Raw genomic sequence first — 21,877 nt, 5'->3', positions numbered from 1 at the left:
CTTGAAGGAAACTTTAGGCGCTTTATACCTCAAAGAACTGAATCAATAATGTTGAATCACGGCTACAAAGTGAGATCATGATCGTGTTTTTATCAATTAAGTTCTGCAAGGTATCCGTCAGCCATTCAAATTGTTGGGCAACATTACTTGCTTTATGAAAGCAGTTGCTTTGCTTTGATAAAGCAGGCGAAATGAATTCACAGGCTGGCTGAATCGTCAACATCGCCGGATGGAGATCCGCTGCCAGTGCCACAAAGTGGCTGATGAAACAAGGTCGTAAGTATAGCAGAGTTTCTTTCCCTTACCAGTGTGTGAGTTGGGTCAACCTTTTACGCCGACCCGCACGCTATGCATTTGAATCATGAGTGAAACCCACAAGTTCAAGGCATTTCGGACAGGACGGGCACCCAAGGCTGGTGTCCCCTGTACAAAAAAGTTTTTTATCAAATAACCAATTTTGTTGAAAGCAGGTTGCTATTTGATGACAGGCGCCGAATTTTGCGCCATTGGATCTGTTTTTGCCTTGTCCCTGCGCAAAATTCTGTTGAAAACCTCCGGCTTCTTTATTCTAACAGTTGAATAATATTTCTCTATATTGATAATCATTATCATTAAGGTTTAAGTTTATTCAATTCGCAGTTCACAAGTAGCAGGAGCGCCAGACGATGACAGCGGCAGACCAGACGAATATGAAGCAGGTGGGTCAACTCTATCAGCAACATCAAAGCTGGTTATCGGTCTTTATTCAGCGTCGTCTCGGTTGTCCGTATACCTCGGCGGATTTGGTGCATGATACTTATCTTCGGTTGCTCAGCAGTGGCCGGTTGCCGGAACCCGGCGAGTCCCGTCGATACCTGACCCATATTGCCAAAGGTCTGGTGATTGATCTCTACCGCCGCCGTCGTGTGGAAGCGGCTTATCTGGAATACCTGCAACAGCAACCGCAGGAGGTTGGTGTATCGCCGGAAGAACGCATGCAGATGATCGAAGCCCTGACTGAGGTGGATCGTTTGCTGCGTCACTTGCCCGATAAGGTTCGGCAGGCGTTGCTGATGCGCCAGATTGAGAACATGAGCTACAAGCAAATTGCAGCAGCACTGGACGTTTCGGTTTCATCGGTTGAAAAGTATATTGCGAAAGCCCTGCAGGCGTGTCTGCTGGCCACGATGGAGACGAGTTTTTGACGCAGCATCGCCTTTCTGTAGATACCATTCGGCAGGCATCTGGCTGGATGGCCCGGCTCTGGGCTGATGATGTCAGCGATGAAGACAGGCAAGCCTTTCATGCCTGGCGGCTGGATCATCCTGACAATGAGTCTGCCTGGCAGCAGCTCACTCAGATCCAGGCCCAGTTTTCGGCCGTGCCTCAACATGCTGCCAGCCGTCGGATTCTGATGACCCGGCGTGGCACCTCTCGGCACAGGCAGTCCATCACGCTGGTCCCATGGCCGGATAGTGTGAGCTAAGTATCATAATCACTCTTTATACTGAGCACCGGTTACGGCTTTTTCCTTCTCGCACGGTGTACGGAGGCAATGACTAAAAATAATGAGAAGGAAATCACAGTGCATCATAAGGTTAAGCCCAATCATATCGCGCTGCTGCTGAAGGCACATCTGGGTCTGGCAGTGGCCATACTGCCCGGCATGGTCTGGGCTGAGTCTGCGGAACAACCTACAGATTTGTCCACCGGGGAGCCCGACGTTGATCGCAATTCGTTTTCGTTGCCGGCGGACGGTTCGTCTCCGCTCGCAGCCAATGAGAATGAGATGACTCTGGACATCATCAATGTCTCTTATGGCGAGTCCGGCGGGCTGACCCGTGATGAAGCGGGTGAGTTCGCAGTCTATGACGACGATCTGTCGACCGTGTACACCGGGAAAAATGAGATTGAGCGATATAAAGGTAAAGATGCCGCAGATCTGTTCAAAGGCATGCTCAACGTCTACAGCGGTGATGCCCGCAATGGTGGCGGGGTCGATCCCAGTATTCGTGGTGTTCAGGGCCCGGGTCGGGTGCCCTTGTCGATTGACGGAACCGAACAGGATCTGACGGTCTGGCGCGGCTATCGCGGTGTCTCGAACCGAAATTATATCGATCCCAATCTGGTGGGCGGGATTCAGGTGATCAAAGGGCCATCCCTCACGCCGAATGTGCATTCCTCAGTCGGCGGTGCAGTGGTGGTCAATACGATTTCTGCCTCAGATATTCTGAAGGACGGTGAAACCTTCGGTGGTGAAATCGTGATGGAAGGCAGCAACAATGCCATCGCGCCCAGAGAGCCGGTTCTGCTGACCGGTCAGGATTACCGCACTGTGCCGGGGTTCCCGCAGGAGAGCCCGGAGTATGCCTATGGTGATCCATCGCTCTGGAAAGTGATGAGCAACGATAAGGAACACAATCCTTTCGCCGGTGAAGATTATGCCTACCGGCTGGCCCTGGCTGCGAAAAACGAAGGTTATGAGTTCCTGGCAGCTTATGCATACCGCAACAAAGGGAACTACTATAGCGGCACCCGGGGGGCGGATTTTTACGATCATTCCGCTCAAGATGAACAGTTCATGACCCGGATTGACCCGCGCTCGCTTGCCAAGCGGCAGCGACCCGGTTATGAAGTGCCCAATACCTCGAGTGAGCTGGAATCTTATCTGCTGAAAGCCAAATTCAATCTGGTGGATCAGCAAACGCTGGAAATGGGCGCCCGGTATACCGATGCCACTTATGGCGAAATTATGGCCAGCCGCTCCGGGAATATCGGCGCAAAGGGTGAAATGGCGCAGTGGCCGCTCAGTCATGTCGAAACACAGGCTTACAATCTCCGCTATGCCTGGCAGCCGGACAACCCTTATATCAATCTGACATCCAATCTCTGGACCACGTATACCGTCAGCGATACCAACACCGCGGGTGGTTTTCCAAATTTTGCCAATCGGGTCGACATCGCCGATCCAACCCCGGGAGCCAGCCCGCTGCTGCGTAATACGGCGGCGACCAATGCCAAAGACAGTCGGATCGGTTTTGATCTCAGTAATCAGATGTGGCTGACCGATACACTGGGTCTGACGCTGTCCGGGCGATATCAGTACCATAAACTGCGCTCTGATGATGAATACCGCGGGGCGGTCGATGGCTGGCGTCACTGGCCGCGGGAAGGGCGTCGTCAGGAGTATGAAGGGCAGTTCAATTTCCAGTGGCAGCCGGTCGATTATCTGCGTTTCACGGCAGGCGCGAGTTACAAAAATTATTGGGCTATTGATGATTTTCTGTCGGATCGGATGGCCGCCGGAGACAGCCGGTTCACCAAAGAGCATGCCGCAGATAAGGGGATGTTACTGTCTTATAAAACCCTTGAAAAATATACCCCGGAAGAGATTGCGCAGAATATTGCGGCTGTTGCAGAAGACATTGTGTTGAAGAATTTCATTAATCAGATGCTGGGGAAACCACCGGTGACGCCGGAAGAAGAAGCGGCGATGTATGAGAAAGCCCGCAGCACTACGACTTATGAGGTCAAACATGAAGGGAATGAGTGGCTTCACGATGGGGAAGGCCGCTACAGCCGGGAAAACAATCCTTGCCTGATAGCCCAGCAGGCACAGGCGAATTACATCGAAGGTTCATGTATTCAAAGCGGAGCGCCGGTCGGGGCTTATGACAAGCAAATCACGGGTGGAAAGAAGAAAGGAGATGCCTGGGTGCCGGCATTGTCGGCAACCTTGATGTTTACAGAGACCAGTCGGATGTATTACCGCTATACCGAGGCCGTTCGTTTTCCGAGTATGTTTGAAAGCACACTGGGCTTTTCCGCCAACAATAACCCCTATACAGGCTTAGAGCCGGAGCATGCTTATAACCATGAGGTTGCTTTCATTCAGAACTTTGATGAGGCCGATCTTAAACTGACTTACTTCCATCACAGAACCAAAGATGTGATTGAGCGGTCGGGCAATATGATGCGTTTTTACAACATCGATCAGCAAACGCTGGAAGGACTGGAATTCCAGAGTCGGTATGACAACGGTGGTTTCTTCTCCGATCTCAGTCTCTCTTATCTGCTGAAAAATGAAGTCTGTGATGAAAGTCTGGCGATTTTGTCTGATTTCAACGGTTCGACGCCGGATTGTGTCCATGCCGGGTTTGAAGGGGGATATCTGACGGATCAGGCGATCCCGGAATACTCGGTGAATCTGAATATCGGTGGACGTTTCTTCAACCGCCGGATGGAAACCGGATTGCGTACGGTCTACATACCGGGCAGTCAACATGAAGAAGCATTAGCGCGGGATGACGCTTTAACCTTCGATGCTTATGCCCAGTACCGTTTCAATGATGCGCTGGCGCTGGAAGTGATCGGCACCAACCTGACCGATCTCTATTACATCGACCCATTGGTACGCTCCAGCGTGCCGGCTCCGGGGCGGACGGTGAAAGTGAAACTGCAGGTGAATTTCTGACGGACAGAAAAAATTGCAAATGGTTTTACGGGTTTGAAGTCGTGGTTCGGTATACCCATTGAAGACCGCAACATGCGGCCTTCATGAGCCATCTCAAACATCAATAAGGATATGTAACATGAAAAAAGCTGTCATCACTCTTGCTGTTCTTTCTGCCTGCATCAGCGGCGCTGCCCAGGCCAATATTGTCGGCACCCAAAGTGACAACACTCAGATTCTGGTGGGAGAATCGAATCTGAATGCCGGGCCGCATGTCGCAGGTCGTGCAGGTATTGGGGCTGCATCGATGGGTTCCACCGCGCAAAAAGTTGATTTTCAGGCCCTGAAAAATTATGGCCGCGTGCAAAACGGCGTTTATGTGCTGGGTGGCGGCCACTCAAGGATGGGCAACTTCAACTTTGCCAAAGTCGGGGCTGGTGATGTCTGGTTCGGGGAGTGGGCGAGTGATATCAGCAGTGATGCCGATCGGACGGTTTATTACGTGGGCGATACCACGGGTACCACACTACCGACCAGCGGCACGGCGACCTATGCGGTGAAAGGGGTGAACAAGTTCTCTGGCAGCAATGACCTGAATGGGACTTTCACAGCGAACTTCACCAACAATACGTTGCAAGGTTCGATTGCCAACAGCCAGTATACGCTGGGGGTGAATGCGACCATCAACAGTGCCACCGCTGCCTTTAACGGGACAGCCACGGTCGGCCCAGCCAGCGGCACAGCAAAAGGTCATTTCTTTGGCAATCATGCAGCGGCATTGGCGGGGATTGCACAATTTTCAGGGGATGCAAAAATCTTCGACACCGCTTTCGGCGGAACCAAGCAGTAAGCGATGGATGCTGGGGTCTGTGTGCAGACCCTGCTGAATGACACGGGGGCAGCGGGTGTTCGCTGCGCCTGTTTTTTTGTTCTGTCATCAAGTTGTATACCATCAGGTGAAATCGTGTTGATACCGTATTTGAGCCGCCTGTCCTCAGTCGTCGGTCTGGCTTTGCTTTCATTTTTATTTGTGGCGCAGATGGCCCACGCCGATCCGGATACCAATCTCCGTCTGGAACAGAACACCAGCCTGCAAGCCCGGGAGAAAGAACAAAGCCTGCTGGAAGAAGAACAGGCCCGTGAACAGGCCGAAGCACTGGTCATTGACGGCCAGATATATCAGGTTGAGGACAACCTGAACGCACTGGGACAGGCGATTTATCTGTCGGTCAAATCCCGGCGTTGGGTGGCGGTTCGCGGCTTTCTGACCCGCTATCTGGCACTGCCCGGCCATGACATGATGCTGGTGCACTATGCACAGGGGGCGTTAGCCCGCTCAGACGGTGAATTCGCACAGGCAGAACAGTCATACCGGGCGCTGTTGCAGTTACAGCCGGATTTTCTGCCGGGTCAGCTTGAACTGGCGCGTGTGTTGTTCGAAAACCAGAAAAACCGCGATGCCCTGAGGCTGTTTGAAGACATTCGCGTCGCTCTGCCCATTCATGACCCCAAAGCGCAGGGAGTCATGAAAACGGTCGATGCTTTTTCTCAGGCGCTGGCATACCGGGATAGCTGGCAGGGCGCGCTTTCTTTCGGGCCCGGCTTCAACAATAATCTGAATCTCTCTTCAGAAAGTTATACCTGCTTACTCCTGATGCCGAATGGCGAGTGCCTGGTGGAGCGGAAAACACCGACAGCCGAATCGGCATACGGCACGACCTTTGAAGCCAGTCTGAATAAACGCATTTCCCTGAGCGGCCATCATGGCATCAGCTTTCTTGGTCTGGCTTATGGCGAGAACTATATTCACCACAGTCCGTACAATGAACATACCCTGTTGAGCTATCTGGGTTACAGCTATCACACCGCCAACTATCAGTTGTTCGCAGCACCTTTGTTTGAATACCGCACGCAAGGAAACGATGCGCTCTATCAGGCCTGGGGCGGCAAGCTGAGCGGGCTGTATCTCTTCTCGGCAGCCACGGCCTTTAAGCTGGAAGCTGAGGCGAAAGATCTGCAATTTCTGCCTGACGGGCTGGATGTTCAATCCGGCTGGCAATACGCCGGGTATGCCACGCTCTGGCACCAGTTGCCGGGACAGTGGCTGCTGTTTGGCGGACTGGACTGGACGGATAAACACGCGCAACAAGCTGTGCATGCCTATCAGATGAAAGGCGTCCGGCTTGGTGTTCAGCGTTCTTGGGAGGTGGGGATTGAAACCTCACTCTTCACGTCGTTCCGGCAGCGGGAATATCAGGCCTACAGTCCTTTGCTGGAAGCGACCCGAAAAGACGATGAGCAAAGCTACACGCTGGAAACCCGTTTCACCGGATTACGTTTTTGGGATCTGACACCAGTGCTGACGCTAGCGCACAACCGGGTCAGCAGTAATGTGGACTGGCTGTACAGCCATGACCAAAGCGAGGTGAGTCTGAAAATCGAAAAGCGTTTCTGACCCGATCAAAAATTCTGAAAAAAATTCGGTATCCGATTACGGATTTGCTCTGCTCGTTCGGTATCTCTACATAGACACGCACGATAGGCGCTCATGACAGACACGCACGATTTGCCGGGCGTGTCGGGTCACGTCTGATGAACAGGGAAATACCAGAATGGAAAGGGATATGAATCAAATGTTTGGGTGGCGATCCGGGCGAGCGCGCGTCAGGATGGCAGCCATGTTTCTGGCGGGAATATGGCTGTCTTGCCAGAGCTTCGCACAGGCGGAAACTGCGCCGACTTCTGAAATCAGCGCAGGTGCTGTTTCTGTGCCTGTGCCTGCTGACGTTCAGACGTTGGATCCGCAGTCGGGCCTGTCGGTGAACCAAGCTGCACCACCAGAAGGCGTGCAGCCAGATGTTACGCAATCAGAAGCTGTGCAATTAGCGGTGGCGCATCAGGCGAAAACCCATGCCGGCATGGATTTATCTCCATTGGGGATGTATCTGGCGGCTGACTGGGTGGTGAAGTCGGTGATGATCCTGCTGCTGTCGGCTTCCCTGCTGACCTGGGCGATTGGTGTGGCCAAGCAGTTACAGATTTACACGGCGAACCGCCATGCGCGGCGGATTTTGCAGACACTGGTGGTGGCTGACACGCTGGAAGACGGGGCCGACAATACACAGACGGGCAAAGGGATGGGTATGGCGCTGATCCACGCTGCCCGGCACGAGCTGCGCCTGTCAGCGCTTGGGGCAGCCAGCGAAGGCGGGATCAAAGAAAGGGTACAGGCGAGGCTGGATCGGGTGCAGGTCTCCGCCGGTCGCCGGATGAGCCAAGGCACCGGCGTGCTGGCAACGGTCGGCTCCGTGGCCCCTTTCGTTGGTCTGTTCGGCACGGTGTGGGGCATTATGAATGCTTTTATCGGCATTGCTGAAACCCAGACCACGAATCTGGCCGTGGTAGCGCCCGGGATTGCTGAAGCGTTACTTGCGACGGCCATCGGTCTGGTCGCTGCGATTCCTGCGGTGGTCATCTATAACCATTTCACCCGGGCGATTCAGGGCTATAAAGCACTGCTGGCGGATATTTCAGTGGCCTTACTGGTGCTGATCAGCCGGGATCTGGATCGGCAATCGACCGGGGAGACACAGTTTGCTGAACCTCAGCCGATGCAGAAAGCGGGGTGACTCATGGCGTTTCAAACCCACACTGACAGTGACGAACTGGTTGAAAATCATGACATCAATGTCACGCCTTTCATTGATGTCATGCTGGTGCTGCTGATCATTTTCATGGTGGCGGCACCCTTGTCGACAGTGAGCGTGCCGGTTGATCTGCCCAGCGCTTCCGCTGAGCCACAGCCCATGCCAGACAAGCCTTTCTATCTGACGGTTCAGAAAGATATGACCCTGACGCTGGGTGAGGATCAAACCGTACCGCTGGCGGCACTGGCGCAAGCGATGGCCGCGGCCCTGCCGGATAAACAACAGCGGGTTTATCTGCGTGCGGATCAGTCGCTGACCTATGCGCAGTTGATGCAGGTGATGAATCAGCTGGGACAGGCGGGCTATCTGCAAATTGCACTGATAGGACTGGAGCTGACAGGACTGGATCAGACAGAGCTGGATCAGAAAGAACTGGTTCAGAAAGAGCTGGCGCACGGAGCAGGGCAATCTTCATGAGTGAACTGGCCGGATACGACAGCGGCTGTCGCGGGTTGGATGCCAGCCGTTGCTGGTTGCTGGCGGGCTTTCTTGCCAGCCTGTTCCTGCATGGCGGTGTGGTTGCCGCACACTGGTGGCAGCCATCGGTTCATTCCTTGCCTGCGGCACCGGCCGCTGCGCCAATGGCGGTGTCTCTGGTGATGCCGCTGGCCTCACCGGATGAGAATCAGAGCGAACAGCCCCCGGCAGAGTCGCAGGTGCAGCGCACACCGACGAAGCCGGTTGAAACGGCTGAAGTGAAACCGCCGCAGGAAGCGACACAACATGAACGGCCCATTAAACCCGCCAGTAAAGACAATGTGGCACTTCCCGTTGCGCAGAAGTCATCGCCTTTGTACCGTCAGGAAAACGCTTCTCAAACCGCGCTGACTGAGCCTGTCCCTGAACAGGTCTCTGAACAGTTTCCTGAACAGGTTCCAGAACCTGTACTCACACCAGAGGTCACCCCTGAGCCGAAGCCCGTTGCGGCCGAAGTCGCGCGAAGTCCGCTTACTGAACAACCCACCGAGCAACAAGCGGTAGAGCCACCGCCTCCGAAACCTGTTGAGACGGCAGAACCGGCAGAGCACGCTCAACTCGCTTCTGCCGCAAAAGCGGCCAGCGCACCGAAAGGCGTGAAAGCGCCTGAAAAAGCTGAGGCGGTTTCAGCGCCCATGCAGGGGCAATTGAATCCGCAGGGTGCCCGGCAGAAACAGACCTGGCAGCGCCTGTTGCATGCGCATCTGGAGCGACATAAAAAATATCCGCGTCAGGCCAGACGTTTTGGCCATCAGGGGGTGCCAGTGATTGCATTCACTATGGACCGAAGTGGTCATGTGCTGGCGGTGAAACTGGTGAAATCCAGCGGCACCCGTTCATTGGATGAGGAAGCGCAAGCGATGGTCAAGCGGGCTGAGCCTTTGCCCAAGCCTCCGGTCAGTATTGATGGCGTGCGCCTGACATTCACCATCCCGATCAATTTTAACTCGTCTGGCTGAGTCTTCTTGCGCCTTTTGGAACGTCAGAGCCAGTCACTTTCACAATACACCAGGTGGGCTTTGGGTTCTGGCGGCAGGGTGATCGCCTGACCCTGTATGGTCCGTCGGTAGTCCTGCAGGCGCTGTTCATCTTCGGATTGCCACTGTTTCGGCAGCGATTGTCTGAAGTGAGTCAGAACACGGGTGGCTTCCTCGGGATGACCGAGTTCAAAATACGCGCGTGCCGCATAGACGGCTTCCAGCCGGGTAACCATCGGGAATTTTGCCAGTTCAGTCACTGCCGTGTAATCGTGCTGAGACAGATGAATCCGCATCTTGCTGTAGCGGATATATCCCTGTGTCAGGGGAAGGTTCAGGGTATTTGCCAGAGAATCAGCCCGGTCGAGATGTTGTAACGCCCGCTGCATATTGTGTTGATCTGCAGCGATCCAGCCCTGAAACAAAGCAATATTGGCCTGTAGCAGCGGCGAAATATCTTTCTTCTTCAGCAGTTCAGTAAATGCTTGGTCTGCACGCGCCAGATGTTGTGCTTGCTGAGGATGTTTCCCCAGCCATTGCAGATCGAGGCCCTGATCCATGGCCGCAAAGGCCAGATAGAACTCACTGTCGAGGAGCAGACGGCGTGCACCGAGCTGTTCGGCTAAGGCTCTGGCTTCTGCGAAATAGTCTTCCGCCATGCCGCCCTGATGGGACTGCATCAGATAAAACCCCTGATAAATCAACGCGAGGGCTAATTCATAAGGCTGGCCGAGCTGACGGTACATCGCAATGGCATCGCTCAGGGACGATTCACGGATCGGCGGATCGATCTGATCATTCTGGGCGATCGCCAGCAAGGTGGCGGCCTGACGTGGTTGATCACCAAGCTGGCGGTAAAAATTCAGCGCCTTGAACAGGCGGACCTGATTCGCGGCTAAATCATTGCTGGGGCTTCTTTCCAGCCCGACACTGGCCGGACGGCCGAGGTAGAACTGCTGATCAGCATCATGACGCAATGCCTGTCCTTTCCCCAGAATGGCAATGAGCTGCCCGGTCAGCCGTTGATGGCCCTCCCAGTCCATCTCATTCCAGGCCAGTTGTGCCTGCAACTGATAAGCCTGAATCAGTAACTGTGGATCCTGACTTTGTTCTGCGGCCTGCACAGCGGCTTGGGTCAAAGCGGTTGCATCCGGCTCGCCCCGTCGGTAACTGAGTTCACCCAGCCAGTAGCGCTGTGCTGCATACAAGGCAGGCTCGTGACGTCCCTGTGCTTCAGGAAGCGCCTGAAGGCGTTGTGCTGCCTGCTGCCATTGTCCCAGTAATACTTCCGTGCCAGCGAGCTGGATCTGGGTCCACAGATTGTCTGGCTCCAGAATATGGGCCGCTTCAAAGTACTTTCGGGCCGCCTGAGCTCCCTGGGTCTGCAACAGTGACCGTCCCTGTGCCAGCGTCTGCACGGCAATGGCCGGAGATTTCTGCGGTAAGGGATGCGTGTCGTCAGGACTGAGTAATCGCTTGAGCTGGTGGCTGACGGAATGCATTGCCGAGGCCAGTTGCGGATAGGTCATGCTGCCTTGCTGGGTCCGGCCGTCGGCATAAATTACTTGAAAGGTCAGCACTTGTTGCTTGTTGTGCAGCCGGACGCTGGCAAACAGCGCCGCTTCATAGCCCCGTTGTTTGAGCAGCGTACGGATTTGGGCCGGAAGGGCAGGCCAGCTGAGTTCAGCATCCAGTAACCAGGCTTTGGCGAGTGCCGGCGGTATCACCGTGAGGGTATTGCTCTGATTTAACTGCACAGACAGCATGTCAGCCAGCCCGAGCTGAACCCAGTCAAACTCGGCTTTGCCCGTATCATTAAGCATGGGGAAGACGACTAACCCGGTCTTGTGGTGCATGCCGGGTGATTTTACTGTGGCCGGGCTTTGCATCAGCCAAAATCCCGCGATGAGAATCAGCACCGCAAGCAGGCCGGAGAACATCACAGGTTTGGAAAAACGGCGGGTCTGTGTTGCCGGGGGGGCTTCCTGTGGCTCTGCTTTCTCAACGTTCGCTGCCTTCGCAATTTTTGGGGCGTCCTGATGATCCGGTTCGCTGATCGGGCAGATCCATTGATAGCCCCGCTGTGGAAAGGTGCGGATAAATTGCGGATTCTGGGCGCTGTCACCCAGCGCTTTTCTCAGTTCACGAATGCTTTGTGTCAGTGAATTTTCCCGGTATTCACTGTGATCCCACAAGGCATCCAACAGGACGTCTTTATGGATGACCTGATCCGGATGAGTCAGTAAATAGGTCAGTAACAGAGAGACTTTATGGCGCAGATAAGTTTCGGTCTGACCCGTCGGCGTCTGGTGAAGGAGCTGTCCGGTGTCGGCGTCAAACGTAAATGCAGCAAACTGATAGCAGGCCATAAAGTATCCGGTTGAGTCTGAATTTCTGAGGCTTCATTTTACGGACAACCCGCCTGAAATCAATCAGATGAGGCGAAAAGAGGTTTTGTATAACTTATTGTTTTTAGTTGTTTTATATTGATTTCATGTCGATTTCACCATCATTTTAGATCGATTTGAGAACTCATTTTCGATTGTCCGATATAAACGTTGCATCTTTCTCGACAAAGGATGTGACCTTCGATGGAAACTGCCATTCAGACCGCGCTGTTCAATCAGCAATTCGGACTGTGGGTTGTCGGCGCGGTATTTCTTACCGGGCTGCTGACCAGTCTGACCCCCTGCGTTTATCCCATGTTACCGATCACGGTTTCAGTGGTTGGCAGTCAGGCAACCGGCCGCTGGCAGGCGCTGGGGTTGTCAGTGAGCTATGTGCTGGGCCTTGCGGTGGTTTACGCCTTACTGGGCATGTTGGCGGCAACAACCGGACAATTGTTCGGCGTTGTGGCCAGCCATCCGGTGACCTTGTTTCTGGTGGGGGTATTTTGTTTCGCCATGGCAGCCTGGATGGTTGGCTGGCTCAGACTGCCCGGGCTGGTGCTGAATCTGCCTGCGGCTGAATCCCGCCGGCGTCCCGTACTGAGCACTTTTGTAGCCGGAGCCTGCTCCGGACTGGTCATGGCGCCCTGTACTTCCCCGGTGCTCGGCATGCTGCTGATGTACGTTGCATCATCCGGCAATGCCTACTGGGCCGCTTTGCTGATGTTTGTCTTCGCGCTGGGGATGAGTGCTCTGCTTGTCCTGGCTGGCACCTTCGGTGGCTTGCTCACGTCACTGCCGCGATCCGGCCAGTGGATGAACCGGGTGAAATGGGGGATGGCCGCATTGATGGCCGGTGCCGGGACCTTCTTTTTCTTTCAGATCATGTAAATGGAGATCATATGAAAACTTCTGTTTTGTTTCACAAAGGCTGGCAAGCCATGGTCATGGCACTGGCATTGTCGCTGCCTGCCGTGCAGGCCGCAGAGACGGATCAAACTGCACCGTTGTTTACAGCGACAACCTTGTCGGGCCAGGAATTTAAACTGTCGGATTATCTGGGCAAGCAGCCGGTCTATCTCAAGTTCTGGGCGACCTGGTGCAGTTACTGCAAAGCCGAAATGCCGCATTTGAATGCTATTGAAAAGCAGTTTGGTGACGAGGTGAAGGTGGTGTCGGTTAATGTGGGATTCAATGATTCGGTGGCAAATATCCAGCAGTTTTTCCGTCAGGAAGGCTATGACATTCCAACCATTTTTGATGCAAAAGGTGAAATCACCCAGATGTATCAGGTCGTCGGAACTCCTCAGCACATCCTAATCGATAAGGATGGCAAAGTTGCCTACCGTACTTTTTTAGCCACGGATCAGCTGGATCAAACCATTGCACGCTGGGCTCAGCAAGACGTCGCACAGCACTGAGTGTTCGGAGGACAACACCATGAAACGATTGACGATTTTATACACTTTACCCTTACTGGCCAGCCTGTGTTTTTCGGCGTTGGTTCAGTCTGAACCTGCCGTATCGCTGTTGGAAAAACAACAGACACTGGCCGGGACACCGGTGCAGCTGAACGAGAACCGGATCACGCATCTGGTGTTCATCGAAATCTGGGCCAGCTATGCTGGTTCAGGCCCGGAAGCGTTTGTGGCGAGCCTGCCGGAATCTTTTCAGAAACGTACGGATCGGATCTGGGTTCAGCCGGAGATCAATGTTACCCGGGCCCAGCTGCTGGAATTTCAGGGATACTATCCGCAAGTGGCTCCCATTGTGCTGGATCGCGGACGTCATTTACTGACAGGCTTCGGTTTGTGGCAGACCCCGGCCCATGTCCTGATTGAGAAAGGCAAGGTCGTGTTCAGTGGCAGCAATGAAGCCCTGTTGGACTACCTTGAGCCGGGCAGAAAAACGGCCGAAGCAAAAGCCCAAACCTGGGATGCACTGCAGCCACCGACAACAGCCGCAAGTACGCCAGTCAAAGCAAAGCCTTATGTTGTTCCTCATGTGGGGGATACAGCGCCATTATTTCAGCGCCAGACGATGTCGGATCAACCGGTCTCTCTGGCAGCACTGTTGCAGCAGGGTCAGGCGCAGCAGCCGGTTTCTTTAGTGTTTCTGGATGCCTTGTGTCCGATGCCGCATTTCCCGGATTGTGAGCAGAAGATTGCACAGTGGAAACAACTGATGGCGAAAGACAGTTCGCGGCAGTGGGTCGGGGTGATCAGCGGTTATTATATTGATGCGTCGATTGCGTCAGCCTTTGCTGAAAAATTTGGTCTGACGGCACCACTGATCTTTGATACCGATAACAGTGTTTTCACCCAGTACGGTATTCATGCCACGCCGTATCAGGTGGATGTCGGATCTCAGGGACGCATTCTGTATCGTGGTGACCAATTGCGTTGATCCCGGATGGGCTGATCGTTCTCTGAAAACTTTTGGTTCGAAACAGCCCTCTGTTGCAGGGAGGGCTGTCTTGGCGGCAACAGATGCTATTGCCGGTTGACGAGGTGAAAGCCGACAGAGGGCGTGATACGGCCAAGGACGTAAGCCAGCTTGGAGAGGCCGACCCGGATCTCATCGCGGTTGTGTTGTAATCCGGTGATGGTTTCATGGGCCACGCGTTGCGGTGTCATCGCCCGAACCGTTGCCGGTAATCCGTTCTGGTGAAAAGGCGTGTCGACCAGCGGCGGCAGGACTTCCACCACCCGCAGGTCGTAACCTTTCACCTGTTCGCGCAGGCTTTGGGTAAAACTGTGCAGTCCGGCTTTGGCAGCGCAGTAGTACGGATTGGCTGCTTTCGGGTTGTACACCAGCCCGGTGGTCACATTGATGATCATCGCGCCGGGTCGTTGCAGCAGCCGGGGCAGAGCACTGAGGGTCATGCCGATATGGGCTTCCAGATTATGGCGTAGTTCCAGCTCGTAATCTTCACAGTGGTCTCGGTCATGTTCTTGCTCTTGCTCTTGCTCTTGTTTATGGTCATGGTCCGCTTCACAGACAGCGGTATCTGTTTGCCGCGCTGCCAGTTTGTGCGAACGGCTCCAGCCGGCGTTGTTGATCAGGACATCAAAATTCGGGTAATGATCATCCAGCCAGCGAAACAAGGCGTGGCGCTCACTTTTCTCGGCAATATCCAGGCTGAATGTCACTACGCCCCGCGCTTCCAGCTGTGCCAGTTTTTCTTTATCCCGTCCCAGCACGATCACCGTATTTTCCGGCTGCAGCCGCTTGACCAGCTCAAGCCCGATACCTGAGCTGCCGCCGGAAATTACAATAGTTTTGCCGATCAGTTTTTGTGGTTTCATGTGTCCTCCTGTAGCCTTTTCTTCGCGGTCATTTGGGTACAGGGGCAACAATAAGACTGCCGGGCGGGAAACACTTTAACAAAGGTTAAAATGGTCAGGGTTTTGTTTTACATGTGCCGCTGATAAGCATTCTGGACACCGAGCCGGGCGCGGATCCGCGACAGCGAGACTTCGGAAATGCCCAGATACGAGGCGATATGGTAATTGGGCAGTGTTTGATGGAGGGCCGGATACTGAGCGCAGAACTGCTGGTACAGCTCTGTGGGTGACAACAGTAGCAGATCTGCTTCTCGGGCTTCTTTTTTCAGAGCCAGCCGGGTGAGCAGTGCCTGACTGGCTGACTGCCATACCGGATGTGCTGTGCAAAGCTGCCGGAAAGTCGTAAATGGCAGTGACAGACACAGGGTGTCCTGCAAGGCTTCGCAGCCAAAACGGGCCGGTTCGCCGGTATACATGGAAGACAGGCTTGAAGCGACATCCGCTGTTTGCAGAAAAGACTTATTACGCCGGGTGCCGTCTGGTTTGATGTAATAGTGACACGCCAGTCCCTGACTGATAAAGCGCAGTTCCGGCGTTCGGTCTCCCGGATGAAAAATGGCTTCGCCGGCCCGGTATCTGACCTCGTGCGCCAGCGTTTGAAGTTGTGCCCAGTCTTTTTCGCCAATCGGCGTGAGCAGGTTGAGCATGTTATACAGTGCAGTATGGGGCGTGGTGAGGTTCATAGGTGATGTTCCTGCGTCGTTTCAGGACTGATTTCATTGAAGATATTATCATCAGTCGGTATGGGACGGATGCGAGCAAGTGCACATCAGGGCACTGCGTATTTAATGTTCTCTGTGCACATTCCGCATGAAATGATCTGGTGCCTTATATTAGAGGCTTAGTGAAGAGAATGTCCGATGCTTGAAAATAACGCTTCGAATAATGCGTTTCTGTGGTCTAAAATCAAAAGCTTACTGGGAACGACCATCGCAACGATTGGTTGCTTTTATTTCTGCATGCTCGCGTATCAGATGTTTAAAACGTCTTTCTATCATGCCCAGCCTGAAAGTTATGCCTATCAGGGGATGGCTCTGGGCGCTTTCCTGATTGCTGTGCCCTTTTTTCTGGGCGGTGTTAAATCATTCCTGTCGCTTCTGGGTAAACAACGCTAAACCCCCATTGCTTTCCTGCCTCACCGGAATTGGCCTAAATGCAGACTGCGTTTTTAGCTTCAGGCGAAAAAGGCTACTGACACTCCCTGACATTGTCGTGTGATTTACTGCGTTTGTAATCAAACCAAGGAGAAATCACATGACACAACAAAACGTGGTCGAAATCGTTCAGTTCAAACTGACTTCGGGTGTTTCAGAGTCCGATCTGATGGTGGCGAACGAAGCCTTTCAAGCTTGGGTGCAGCAACAACCGGGCTTGCTGTACCGTTCACTGGCAAAAGACAGTGAATCGCTGATATATACCGATATCATTTACTGGGAATCCATGGCCCATGCGAAAGCCGTCTCGGATGCTTTTCCGAGTACGGAAGTCTGTCAGCAGCTCACGCAGTTGATTGATCGTTCGAGTGTGGGCATCACACATCATACAATTGTGTCACAATCAGCCTGTACAGGGTGAATTGACACTATGGATTGAAGGAGTGGGAATCGTGGGTAAATCGGAGCGTTTGTTTCAACTGGTGAATTTGCTGAAAGGGCGGCGTCTGGCGATCACCGCCAAAGCATTGGCAGAGCGCCTTGGGGTTTCAGAACGAACGATTTATCGCGACATTCAGCACCTTCAGAGTTCGGGCGTCCCAATTGAGGGAGAAGCGGGTATCGGTTACCTGATTGCCGATTATCCGCTTCCGCCGATGATGTTTACTTACGATGAACTCACGGCACTTCTGTTGGGCAGTAAAATGGTGGATGCCTGGACTGACACGCAACTCGGTGCCAATGCAAAATCAGCAATTGCAAAAATTGAAGCCGTGCTGCCGCATCATCTGAAACAGCAGCACGATCATTCCCCATTCCTGGTTTCAAGTTACCATCACGGCCCGCAACAACAGGCATTCAGCGCTCAATTACGCACTGCGATTGAGGCAAAGGATGTTGTGCTGCTGCATTATCAGGATGCTGAATTGCGACAGACACAGCGCATCGTCGAACCACTGGGGCTGGTTTACTGGGGAGGCAAGTGGACACTGGTTGCCTTTTGCCAGCTACGCCATGATTACCGTGAGTTCCGCTTAGATCGAATTTTGAATGTTGAGTCTGCCGGTCAACGTTTTACCTGCCATGCGCAGAAAAATCTCAGTCATTATGTTGCGCTTGTGAAAGCGAAATATGCGGCATTGGCTGCTGAAGGAAGGGATGGCGCGGACTGCGATAGCTCACCAGCGTAGCAAGTTCAAGTAAGGATTTGCTCTACGCATCTTACCTTGTACCTGACTTGTTACCTCACCAGACACTTCACATGGAGACTTACTTTTTCCAATCCGCATCTTCCGGTGCACCTAACAACATGTCCAAAGTAACGATGTCATCTTTTGCGACAGGATGAATCAAAAAAATACCTCATGGGAATTTCCCTCGACTGATTTGGTTTTAAATGGGATATAACACGGATTTTGCATAAATTTTTTGTCGTTATTTTATGCGTTTATGTCATTCCTTAACTACGCTATCAATGCTCTTCGAATGTTCACATTTTTGTCATAACGCTGTGTACCGGCGCATAAGAACACAACAAAAGATGGAAAGATGATATGAATAAAAAGCACTTGGCAATTGCAGTGGCAGCTGCATTCTATGGATCTCAGGCAGTCGCAGTCGATTTATACAACGAGGGAGATACCACGTTTTCCGTCGGTGGTCATGTTTCTGTTGGTCTTGGCGGTTCTGAGGAAGGTGAAACTGAAGTGAAACAAGTGTCCCCACGAATCAACGTGAGTGCGGCACAGGATATTGGAAATGGTTTTGTTGCTGATGCCAAAGGTGAGTGGGCCTTGAATTATCTGGAAGGTGGTGAAGAAACCTTTACCACCCGTCTGGGTTACATTGGGGTGACTCATAAATCATATGGCCGCGGTGTGGTCGGAACGCAATGGTCGCCTTACTATGATGGCGCCGGCATTGCTGATTTACCTATCGCTTTTGCGAACGACTTCCTGTACGACGATCAGGGTCCGCTGGGGACTGCCAGGGCTGAGAGAATGATCTCCTACCGAAATACTTACAGTCTGAATGAGGCCGGTACGTTCTCGTTTGGTCTGGGCTGGCAGGGAACAACAACCGGGGAAACGCTGACAACGAATGAAATCCCAGCAGAGTATGATGATCGTTTTCAGATTGCGCTGAACTATTCCATCATGGGTTTTGGCCTGAACTATGCGTACAACACCGGTGATGTGAAAACGGCAACTCTGGATGATACAGCACTCTCACATATGTTCAGTGCCAATTACGGCACCTACGGCGATGGTTTGTATGTTGCTGTGGTGTACGCGATGAACGAGTACATGAACAATGGGTTGGAAGAGTCGATCGCAATTGAAGGTTTGTTGGCGTACGCATTACCCAGCAGCCTCAACCTGAGCGTGAACTATGAGTCGGTCGAAGACGACAAGAATAACGACACCATCTTCAGTCAGATGGCGTTACAGGCGGAATATAATTTTACGCCAAGCTTTGTCGGATTTGCCGGTTATCAGTTTGACCTCGGCAACGACATTAACGTCCCTGAAGACGATATGTGGATTTTCGGGATGCGTTACTACCTGTAATCGATTCGACCAAACCATTCAAATCAGCGCTGCGGGGAAACCTGCAGCGCTTTTTTCAATTGAATTGAAGACTTGATTGCTTCCATGAATAAAGAGGTCTACCAATTTATTGTGGAGATGAAGTGGCTGGAGAAAATATTGTTGGCTGGTTTAAATCGATGAGCAAAAAACGAACATTGATACTTGCATTTTGACCTATAAACGAAGTAAAAATCCAGCATTGGTAGCTATGGTCATCGGTGCCTGACTTTTTGTGTATGAAGAAGTCGCTGCTAATGATGATATTTGTATCGTGGATGATGAACTCGTCCAGATAGTCATTCGTAAAATAAAACTATATTTCAATAGATTGAATTTTAACCAGAGCTTTAAATATCTGCAGTAGATTTACGATTATATTCGATGCTTGATAATTTGAAATTTTTATTAGTATTACTCTGAGATGCCCTTATTTTTTGGCTTAGTTCAAATTTTTAAAATTTCGACATATTAATCACCTGCGAGATAAGTATGATAACGCACCGTTATGCGCCTTGGTGCATTTATGCGTTTTATATGACAAGGTGATTTTTTGTTCAGCTGGTGCTTGATATAGCGTAGTTCATATTCTGGTTCAAGTTGAATCGTAATCGTAATCGTAAAGGAAAGAGGTTTAAATGATGAAAAGATATTTTGTAACTGCCTTGGCAGCTTTGGCCGTTGCAGGATGTAATGACAGTGATTCAAGTCATGATGTTATTGATAAAAAAAACTCTTATGCCTCTGTAATGAAACAACTGGAGAGTAGTGGCCAAATGCCTGCGCTGGATGAAACAGACAGTATGCTAGGCATCGATGATGATGCAGATGGGGTAAGAGATGATATTCAACGTTATATATCTAACCTTGATCAGCCACAAGAAAATAAAAAAGCACTTTTAAAATATGCAAAAGCAGTCCAAAAAACCATGAGTGTTGATATATCCGATGAACAGGCTGTTAAGAACTCGGTAGAAAAAAGCCTATTCCAAGTTTCATGTGTTATTTACCAGTTTGAAGATGGTCAAGAAGCTTATGCATTTGTTAATCAGATGGTTGGATTCACTCGAAATACAAAGCAGCGATACGAACAAGGTCAAAAACTAGATGATGCTTATAGTGGCTCTGTTTATCGTCTTCCATCAGAGGAAGACTGTCAATGAAAAAGCCATTAATCGCGATATGTCTAGCGACTACCACATTACTAAGTTCAATGAATGCATCTTCAGAAAATGTTTGTTCGACTGACGAGTACGTTGTCGGTTTTTTCAATGGTGTTTGGAATACTCCAGATGGAGCAACTGCAAGTCTCGCTCTTTTTCAAAAAATGGCTGGTAGTACTTTTAATGGTGAGAAGGTTAATTACGAACTTTTTTATAACAATACAGGTAGTGAAGTAAATGCGACAAGATTTCAGGATTTAGCTGAAGTATTTGCGCAACGAGCTGAAGAAATCGATCCAAGCTTAGGCGAAAGGTACGATGTACTTTTGTCTACAGTTTGGTCAAGTTCTGATGGTTTTCTAGGGAAAGTAAGGTCTGTTGTGAGCTTTCCTACGGACGCATTACTTATCGCAGTAGAAAATCTTTATGATGAAATCGCTAGTGAAACCTTAGCTCTGGTAACAGATTTATTTAGTCATCCCCCAACGTTGAGTGACTATGAAAAGCACAATACGCGCATTACAACATTAACATCACATGGTGCAAAGCTACTCTACGTTGCGCATAGCCAAGGTAACCTTTTCGTAAACCAAGCTTATTCAACAACGTTATCTCAAGAAAATTATGACTCTAGTAATGTAAAGGTTTTACATATAGCTCCAGCATCTGTAACGCTAAATGGCCCCTATGTTCTGGCGGATATAGATATTGTCATCAATTCACTTAGGGCGTCTGGCCATGTTGCCGAAAATAATGTAATACTTCCTGCCAGCCATCTAAAATCGGATTCTAGTGGACACACGTTTGCAAAAACATATCTTAATAAAAGATTAGACACATACAATATCATTGAGACTCAATTCAATGAACTTATGGGAGAACTTCAAACGCCAATAGCAACTGCAACTCAAGGGCTTTTTACTGCAACATTGACATGGAATGGGAGCGGTGATGTTGATTTACATACTTTTGAACCTGATAATCAACAAGTTTATTACAACAGTAAAATAGGAAATTCTGGGAATTTGGATGTGGATAACACCTCCGCGGATGGGCCAGAGCATTACTATGTAGACTGTGAGGACACTAAGTTTCAGTTAGGAACATATCGTTTTGGCGTGAATAATTTCTCTAGAGCTGAAGGTCGAGAAGCAGTTATTCAGATTTCCAATGCAACAACCGCAAATATCATTACCCAAAAAAAGGTATTAGGGCCAGCTGAAGGCACTTCAGGAAATAGCAACCCCGAGATTATGGTCAGTGTCACCCTTAGAAAAGACGGAGATAAATATTCGGTTTCTGTAAACTAACTGAGATTAACAAATTTACCGTGTGCTCTCTGTAACTGACTAAAGGTCAAACATTTCAGGTTTCAGCGATTCTTGCAGGAGGTTATTCGCAATCGTGATATCTGAGCGAGTGAATGTTCACCGTTTAATCCACTCTGAGAGTTGAAGTGAAACGCTGACGAGGTCGATGACTGGTCTGATTAAGGACACAGGAAAAGTTACCTATGACGGAGCATGTCTTTAAGCATGAATATATTCGATGGTATTGGGCTGGAGTTATGAACAAGCCTGATACCACTATTAAACGGATAGATTTACATATCAACATATCACTCAATATTAAGTGTAAGGCGCTC

The 21,877-nt window shown here is 51.2% G+C and carries 21 protein-coding genes; 17 read left to right on the top strand and 4 right to left on the bottom strand.

All coding sequences use genetic code 11. The features are described from left to right. Window positions 1–22 precede the first annotated feature (22 nt). Window positions 23–253: a hypothetical protein gene (locus EA58_RS05680; protein ID WP_036750096.1), complete on the bottom strand. Its 231-nt coding sequence runs from the start codon at window positions 251–253 to the stop codon at window positions 23–25. A 412-nt stretch (window positions 254–665) separates the two neighbouring features. Here EA58_RS05680 and EA58_RS05675 point away from each other — a divergent pair, with 412 nt between their 5' ends. The 8 genes from EA58_RS05675 (at window position 666) to EA58_RS20835 (ending at window position 9,575) form a co-directional block, all read left to right on the top strand. Then, complete coding sequence (locus tag EA58_RS05675; protein WP_036750095.1) at window positions 666–1,184, top strand: sigma-70 family RNA polymerase sigma factor; 519 nt, start codon at window positions 666–668, stop codon at window positions 1,182–1,184. Next, window positions 1,181–1,465, top strand: a complete 285-nt coding sequence (locus tag EA58_RS05670; protein ID WP_036750093.1) for a DUF4880 domain-containing protein — start codon at window positions 1,181–1,183, stop codon at window positions 1,463–1,465. The genes EA58_RS05675 and EA58_RS05670 overlap by 4 nt, the downstream gene beginning before the upstream one ends. Window positions 1,466–1,564: 99 nt before the next feature. Further along, complete coding sequence (locus EA58_RS05665; protein ID WP_161781017.1) at window positions 1,565–4,453, top strand: TonB-dependent receptor domain-containing protein; 2,889 nt, start codon at window positions 1,565–1,567, stop codon at window positions 4,451–4,453. Between the two features lie 118 nt (window positions 4,454–4,571). Beyond that, a complete protein-coding gene (locus EA58_RS05660; RefSeq protein ID WP_036750091.1) occupies window positions 4,572–5,282 on the top strand; it encodes a Slam-dependent surface lipoprotein in 711 nt (236 codons plus the stop codon). A gap of 114 nt (window positions 5,283–5,396) precedes the next feature. Continuing rightward, entirely contained in the window at window positions 5,397–6,887 is a 1,491-nt protein-coding gene (locus EA58_RS05655; protein ID WP_200872159.1) for a surface lipoprotein assembly modifier, read from the top strand. Window positions 6,888–7,350: 463 nt separating this feature from the next. Continuing rightward, window positions 7,351–8,061 (top strand): tonB-system energizer ExbB, encoded by a 711-nt coding sequence (exbB, locus tag EA58_RS05650; protein ID WP_200872161.1) that lies wholly within the window; start codon window positions 7,351–7,353, stop codon window positions 8,059–8,061. 3 nt (window positions 8,062–8,064) lie between these two features. Further along, entirely contained in the window at window positions 8,065–8,556 is a 492-nt protein-coding gene (gene exbD / locus EA58_RS05645) for a TonB system transport protein ExbD (RefSeq protein WP_081819563.1), read from the top strand. Then, window positions 8,553–9,575, top strand: a complete 1,023-nt coding sequence (locus EA58_RS20835) for an energy transducer TonB (protein ID WP_051641913.1) — start codon at window positions 8,553–8,555, stop codon at window positions 9,573–9,575. The genes exbD and EA58_RS20835 overlap by 4 nt, the downstream gene beginning before the upstream one ends. A 23-nt stretch (window positions 9,576–9,598) precedes the next feature. Here EA58_RS20835 and EA58_RS20830 read toward each other — a convergent pair whose 3' ends face one another. Further along, window positions 9,599–11,962: a winged helix-turn-helix domain-containing protein gene (locus EA58_RS20830; RefSeq protein WP_051641912.1), complete on the bottom strand. Its 2,364-nt coding sequence runs from the start codon at window positions 11,960–11,962 to the stop codon at window positions 9,599–9,601. 222 nt (window positions 11,963–12,184) lie between these two features. Between EA58_RS20830 and EA58_RS05630 the strand changes: the two genes are divergently transcribed. Genes EA58_RS05630 through EA58_RS05620 form a run of 3 tightly spaced genes read left to right on the top strand, consistent with a single transcriptional unit; the run spans window position 12,185 to window position 14,386 of the window. Further along, window positions 12,185–12,871 carry a cytochrome c biogenesis protein CcdA gene (locus EA58_RS05630; RefSeq protein WP_036750088.1) on the top strand — a complete coding sequence of 229 codons (687 nt, stop codon included), beginning with the start codon at window positions 12,185–12,187 and terminating at the stop codon, window positions 12,869–12,871. A gap of 11 nt (window positions 12,872–12,882) precedes the next feature. Next, window positions 12,883–13,401, top strand: a complete 519-nt coding sequence (locus tag EA58_RS05625) for a TlpA family protein disulfide reductase (RefSeq protein ID WP_051641911.1) — start codon at window positions 12,883–12,885, stop codon at window positions 13,399–13,401. A gap of 19 nt (window positions 13,402–13,420) precedes the next feature. Next, window positions 13,421–14,386: a peroxiredoxin family protein gene (locus tag EA58_RS05620; protein WP_036750086.1), complete on the top strand. Its 966-nt coding sequence runs from the start codon at window positions 13,421–13,423 to the stop codon at window positions 14,384–14,386. An 86-nt stretch (window positions 14,387–14,472) separates the two neighbouring features. Here the strand turns inward: EA58_RS05620 and EA58_RS05615 are convergent, their stop codons facing one another. Both EA58_RS05615 and EA58_RS05610 read right to left on the bottom strand, forming a co-directional pair. Continuing rightward, window positions 14,473–15,288, bottom strand: coding sequence for an SDR family oxidoreductase (locus EA58_RS05615; protein ID WP_036750085.1), 816 nt, complete (start codon window positions 15,286–15,288; stop codon window positions 14,473–14,475). A 107-nt stretch (window positions 15,289–15,395) separates the two neighbouring features. Beyond that, on the bottom strand, window positions 15,396–16,010 hold the full coding sequence (locus EA58_RS05610; protein WP_036750082.1) for a Crp/Fnr family transcriptional regulator: 615 nt from the start codon (window positions 16,008–16,010) through the stop codon (window positions 15,396–15,398). A gap of 177 nt (window positions 16,011–16,187) precedes the next feature. Between EA58_RS05610 and EA58_RS05605 the strand changes: the two genes are divergently transcribed. The 6 genes from EA58_RS05605 (at window position 16,188) to EA58_RS21965 (ending at window position 21,542) form a co-directional block, all read left to right on the top strand. Beyond that, on the top strand, window positions 16,188–16,442 hold the full coding sequence (locus EA58_RS05605; protein ID WP_036750079.1) for a hypothetical protein: 255 nt from the start codon (window positions 16,188–16,190) through the stop codon (window positions 16,440–16,442). A 139-nt stretch (window positions 16,443–16,581) separates the two neighbouring features. Beyond that, window positions 16,582–16,902: a hypothetical protein gene (locus EA58_RS05600; RefSeq protein WP_036750076.1), complete on the top strand. Its 321-nt coding sequence runs from the start codon at window positions 16,582–16,584 to the stop codon at window positions 16,900–16,902. 31 nt (window positions 16,903–16,933) lie between these two features. Further along, window positions 16,934–17,671 (top strand): helix-turn-helix transcriptional regulator, encoded by a 738-nt coding sequence (locus tag EA58_RS05595; protein ID WP_036750073.1) that lies wholly within the window; start codon window positions 16,934–16,936, stop codon window positions 17,669–17,671. A gap of 363 nt (window positions 17,672–18,034) precedes the next feature. After that, the gene (locus tag EA58_RS05590; protein WP_036750070.1) at window positions 18,035–19,051 is read left to right on the top strand and encodes a porin; all 1,017 of its coding nucleotides are present in this window, start codon (window positions 18,035–18,037) and stop codon (window positions 19,049–19,051) included. A 656-nt stretch (window positions 19,052–19,707) separates the two neighbouring features. Further along, window positions 19,708–20,232, top strand: a complete 525-nt coding sequence (locus EA58_RS05585; protein ID WP_036750068.1) for a lipoprotein — start codon at window positions 19,708–19,710, stop codon at window positions 20,230–20,232. After that, window positions 20,229–21,542, top strand: a complete 1,314-nt coding sequence (locus tag EA58_RS21965; protein WP_235199563.1) for a hypothetical protein — start codon at window positions 20,229–20,231, stop codon at window positions 21,540–21,542. Before EA58_RS05585 ends, EA58_RS21965 begins: the two co-directional genes overlap by 4 nt. The last annotated feature ends 335 nt before the right edge of the window (window positions 21,543–21,877 follow it).

Origin of the sequence: Photobacterium galatheae (genome assembly GCF_000695255.1) — a bacterium.
In the GTDB taxonomy this organism is placed as follows: Bacteria; Pseudomonadota; Gammaproteobacteria; order Enterobacterales; family Vibrionaceae; genus Photobacterium; species Photobacterium galatheae.
This window is presented reverse-complemented; position numbering and strand designations above follow the sequence as displayed.

Bases quoted from the DNA above. Each gene is read 5' to 3' on its own strand.
- EA58_RS05675 (WP_036750095.1), top strand. From the start codon at position 666: ATGACAGCGGCAGACCAGACGAATATGAAGCAGGTGGGTCAACTCTAT.
- EA58_RS05660 (WP_036750091.1), top strand. From the start codon at position 4,572: ATGAAAAAAGCTGTCATCACTCTTGCTGTTCTTTCTGCCTGCATCAGC.
- exbB (WP_200872161.1), top strand. From the start codon at position 7,351: ATGGATTTATCTCCATTGGGGATGTATCTGGCGGCTGACTGGGTGGTG.
- exbD (WP_081819563.1), top strand. From the start codon at position 8,065: ATGGCGTTTCAAACCCACACTGACAGTGACGAACTGGTTGAAAATCAT.
- EA58_RS20835 (WP_051641913.1), top strand. From the start codon at position 8,553: ATGAGTGAACTGGCCGGATACGACAGCGGCTGTCGCGGGTTGGATGCC.
- EA58_RS20830 (WP_051641912.1), bottom strand. From the start codon at position 11,962: ATGGCCTGCTATCAGTTTGCTGCATTTACGTTTGACGCCGACACCGGA.
- EA58_RS05630 (WP_036750088.1), top strand. From the start codon at position 12,185: ATGGAAACTGCCATTCAGACCGCGCTGTTCAATCAGCAATTCGGACTG.
- EA58_RS05625 (WP_051641911.1), top strand. From the start codon at position 12,883: ATGAAAACTTCTGTTTTGTTTCACAAAGGCTGGCAAGCCATGGTCATG.
- EA58_RS05620 (WP_036750086.1), top strand. From the start codon at position 13,421: ATGAAACGATTGACGATTTTATACACTTTACCCTTACTGGCCAGCCTG.
- EA58_RS05615 (WP_036750085.1), bottom strand. From the start codon at position 15,288: ATGAAACCACAAAAACTGATCGGCAAAACTATTGTAATTTCCGGCGGC.
- EA58_RS05610 (WP_036750082.1), bottom strand. From the start codon at position 16,010: ATGAACCTCACCACGCCCCATACTGCACTGTATAACATGCTCAACCTG.
- EA58_RS05605 (WP_036750079.1), top strand. From the start codon at position 16,188: ATGCTTGAAAATAACGCTTCGAATAATGCGTTTCTGTGGTCTAAAATC.
- EA58_RS05600 (WP_036750076.1), top strand. From the start codon at position 16,582: ATGACACAACAAAACGTGGTCGAAATCGTTCAGTTCAAACTGACTTCG.
- EA58_RS05590 (WP_036750070.1), top strand. From the start codon at position 18,035: ATGAATAAAAAGCACTTGGCAATTGCAGTGGCAGCTGCATTCTATGGA.
- EA58_RS05585 (WP_036750068.1), top strand. From the start codon at position 19,708: ATGATGAAAAGATATTTTGTAACTGCCTTGGCAGCTTTGGCCGTTGCA.
- EA58_RS21965 (WP_235199563.1), top strand. From the start codon at position 20,229: ATGAAAAAGCCATTAATCGCGATATGTCTAGCGACTACCACATTACTA.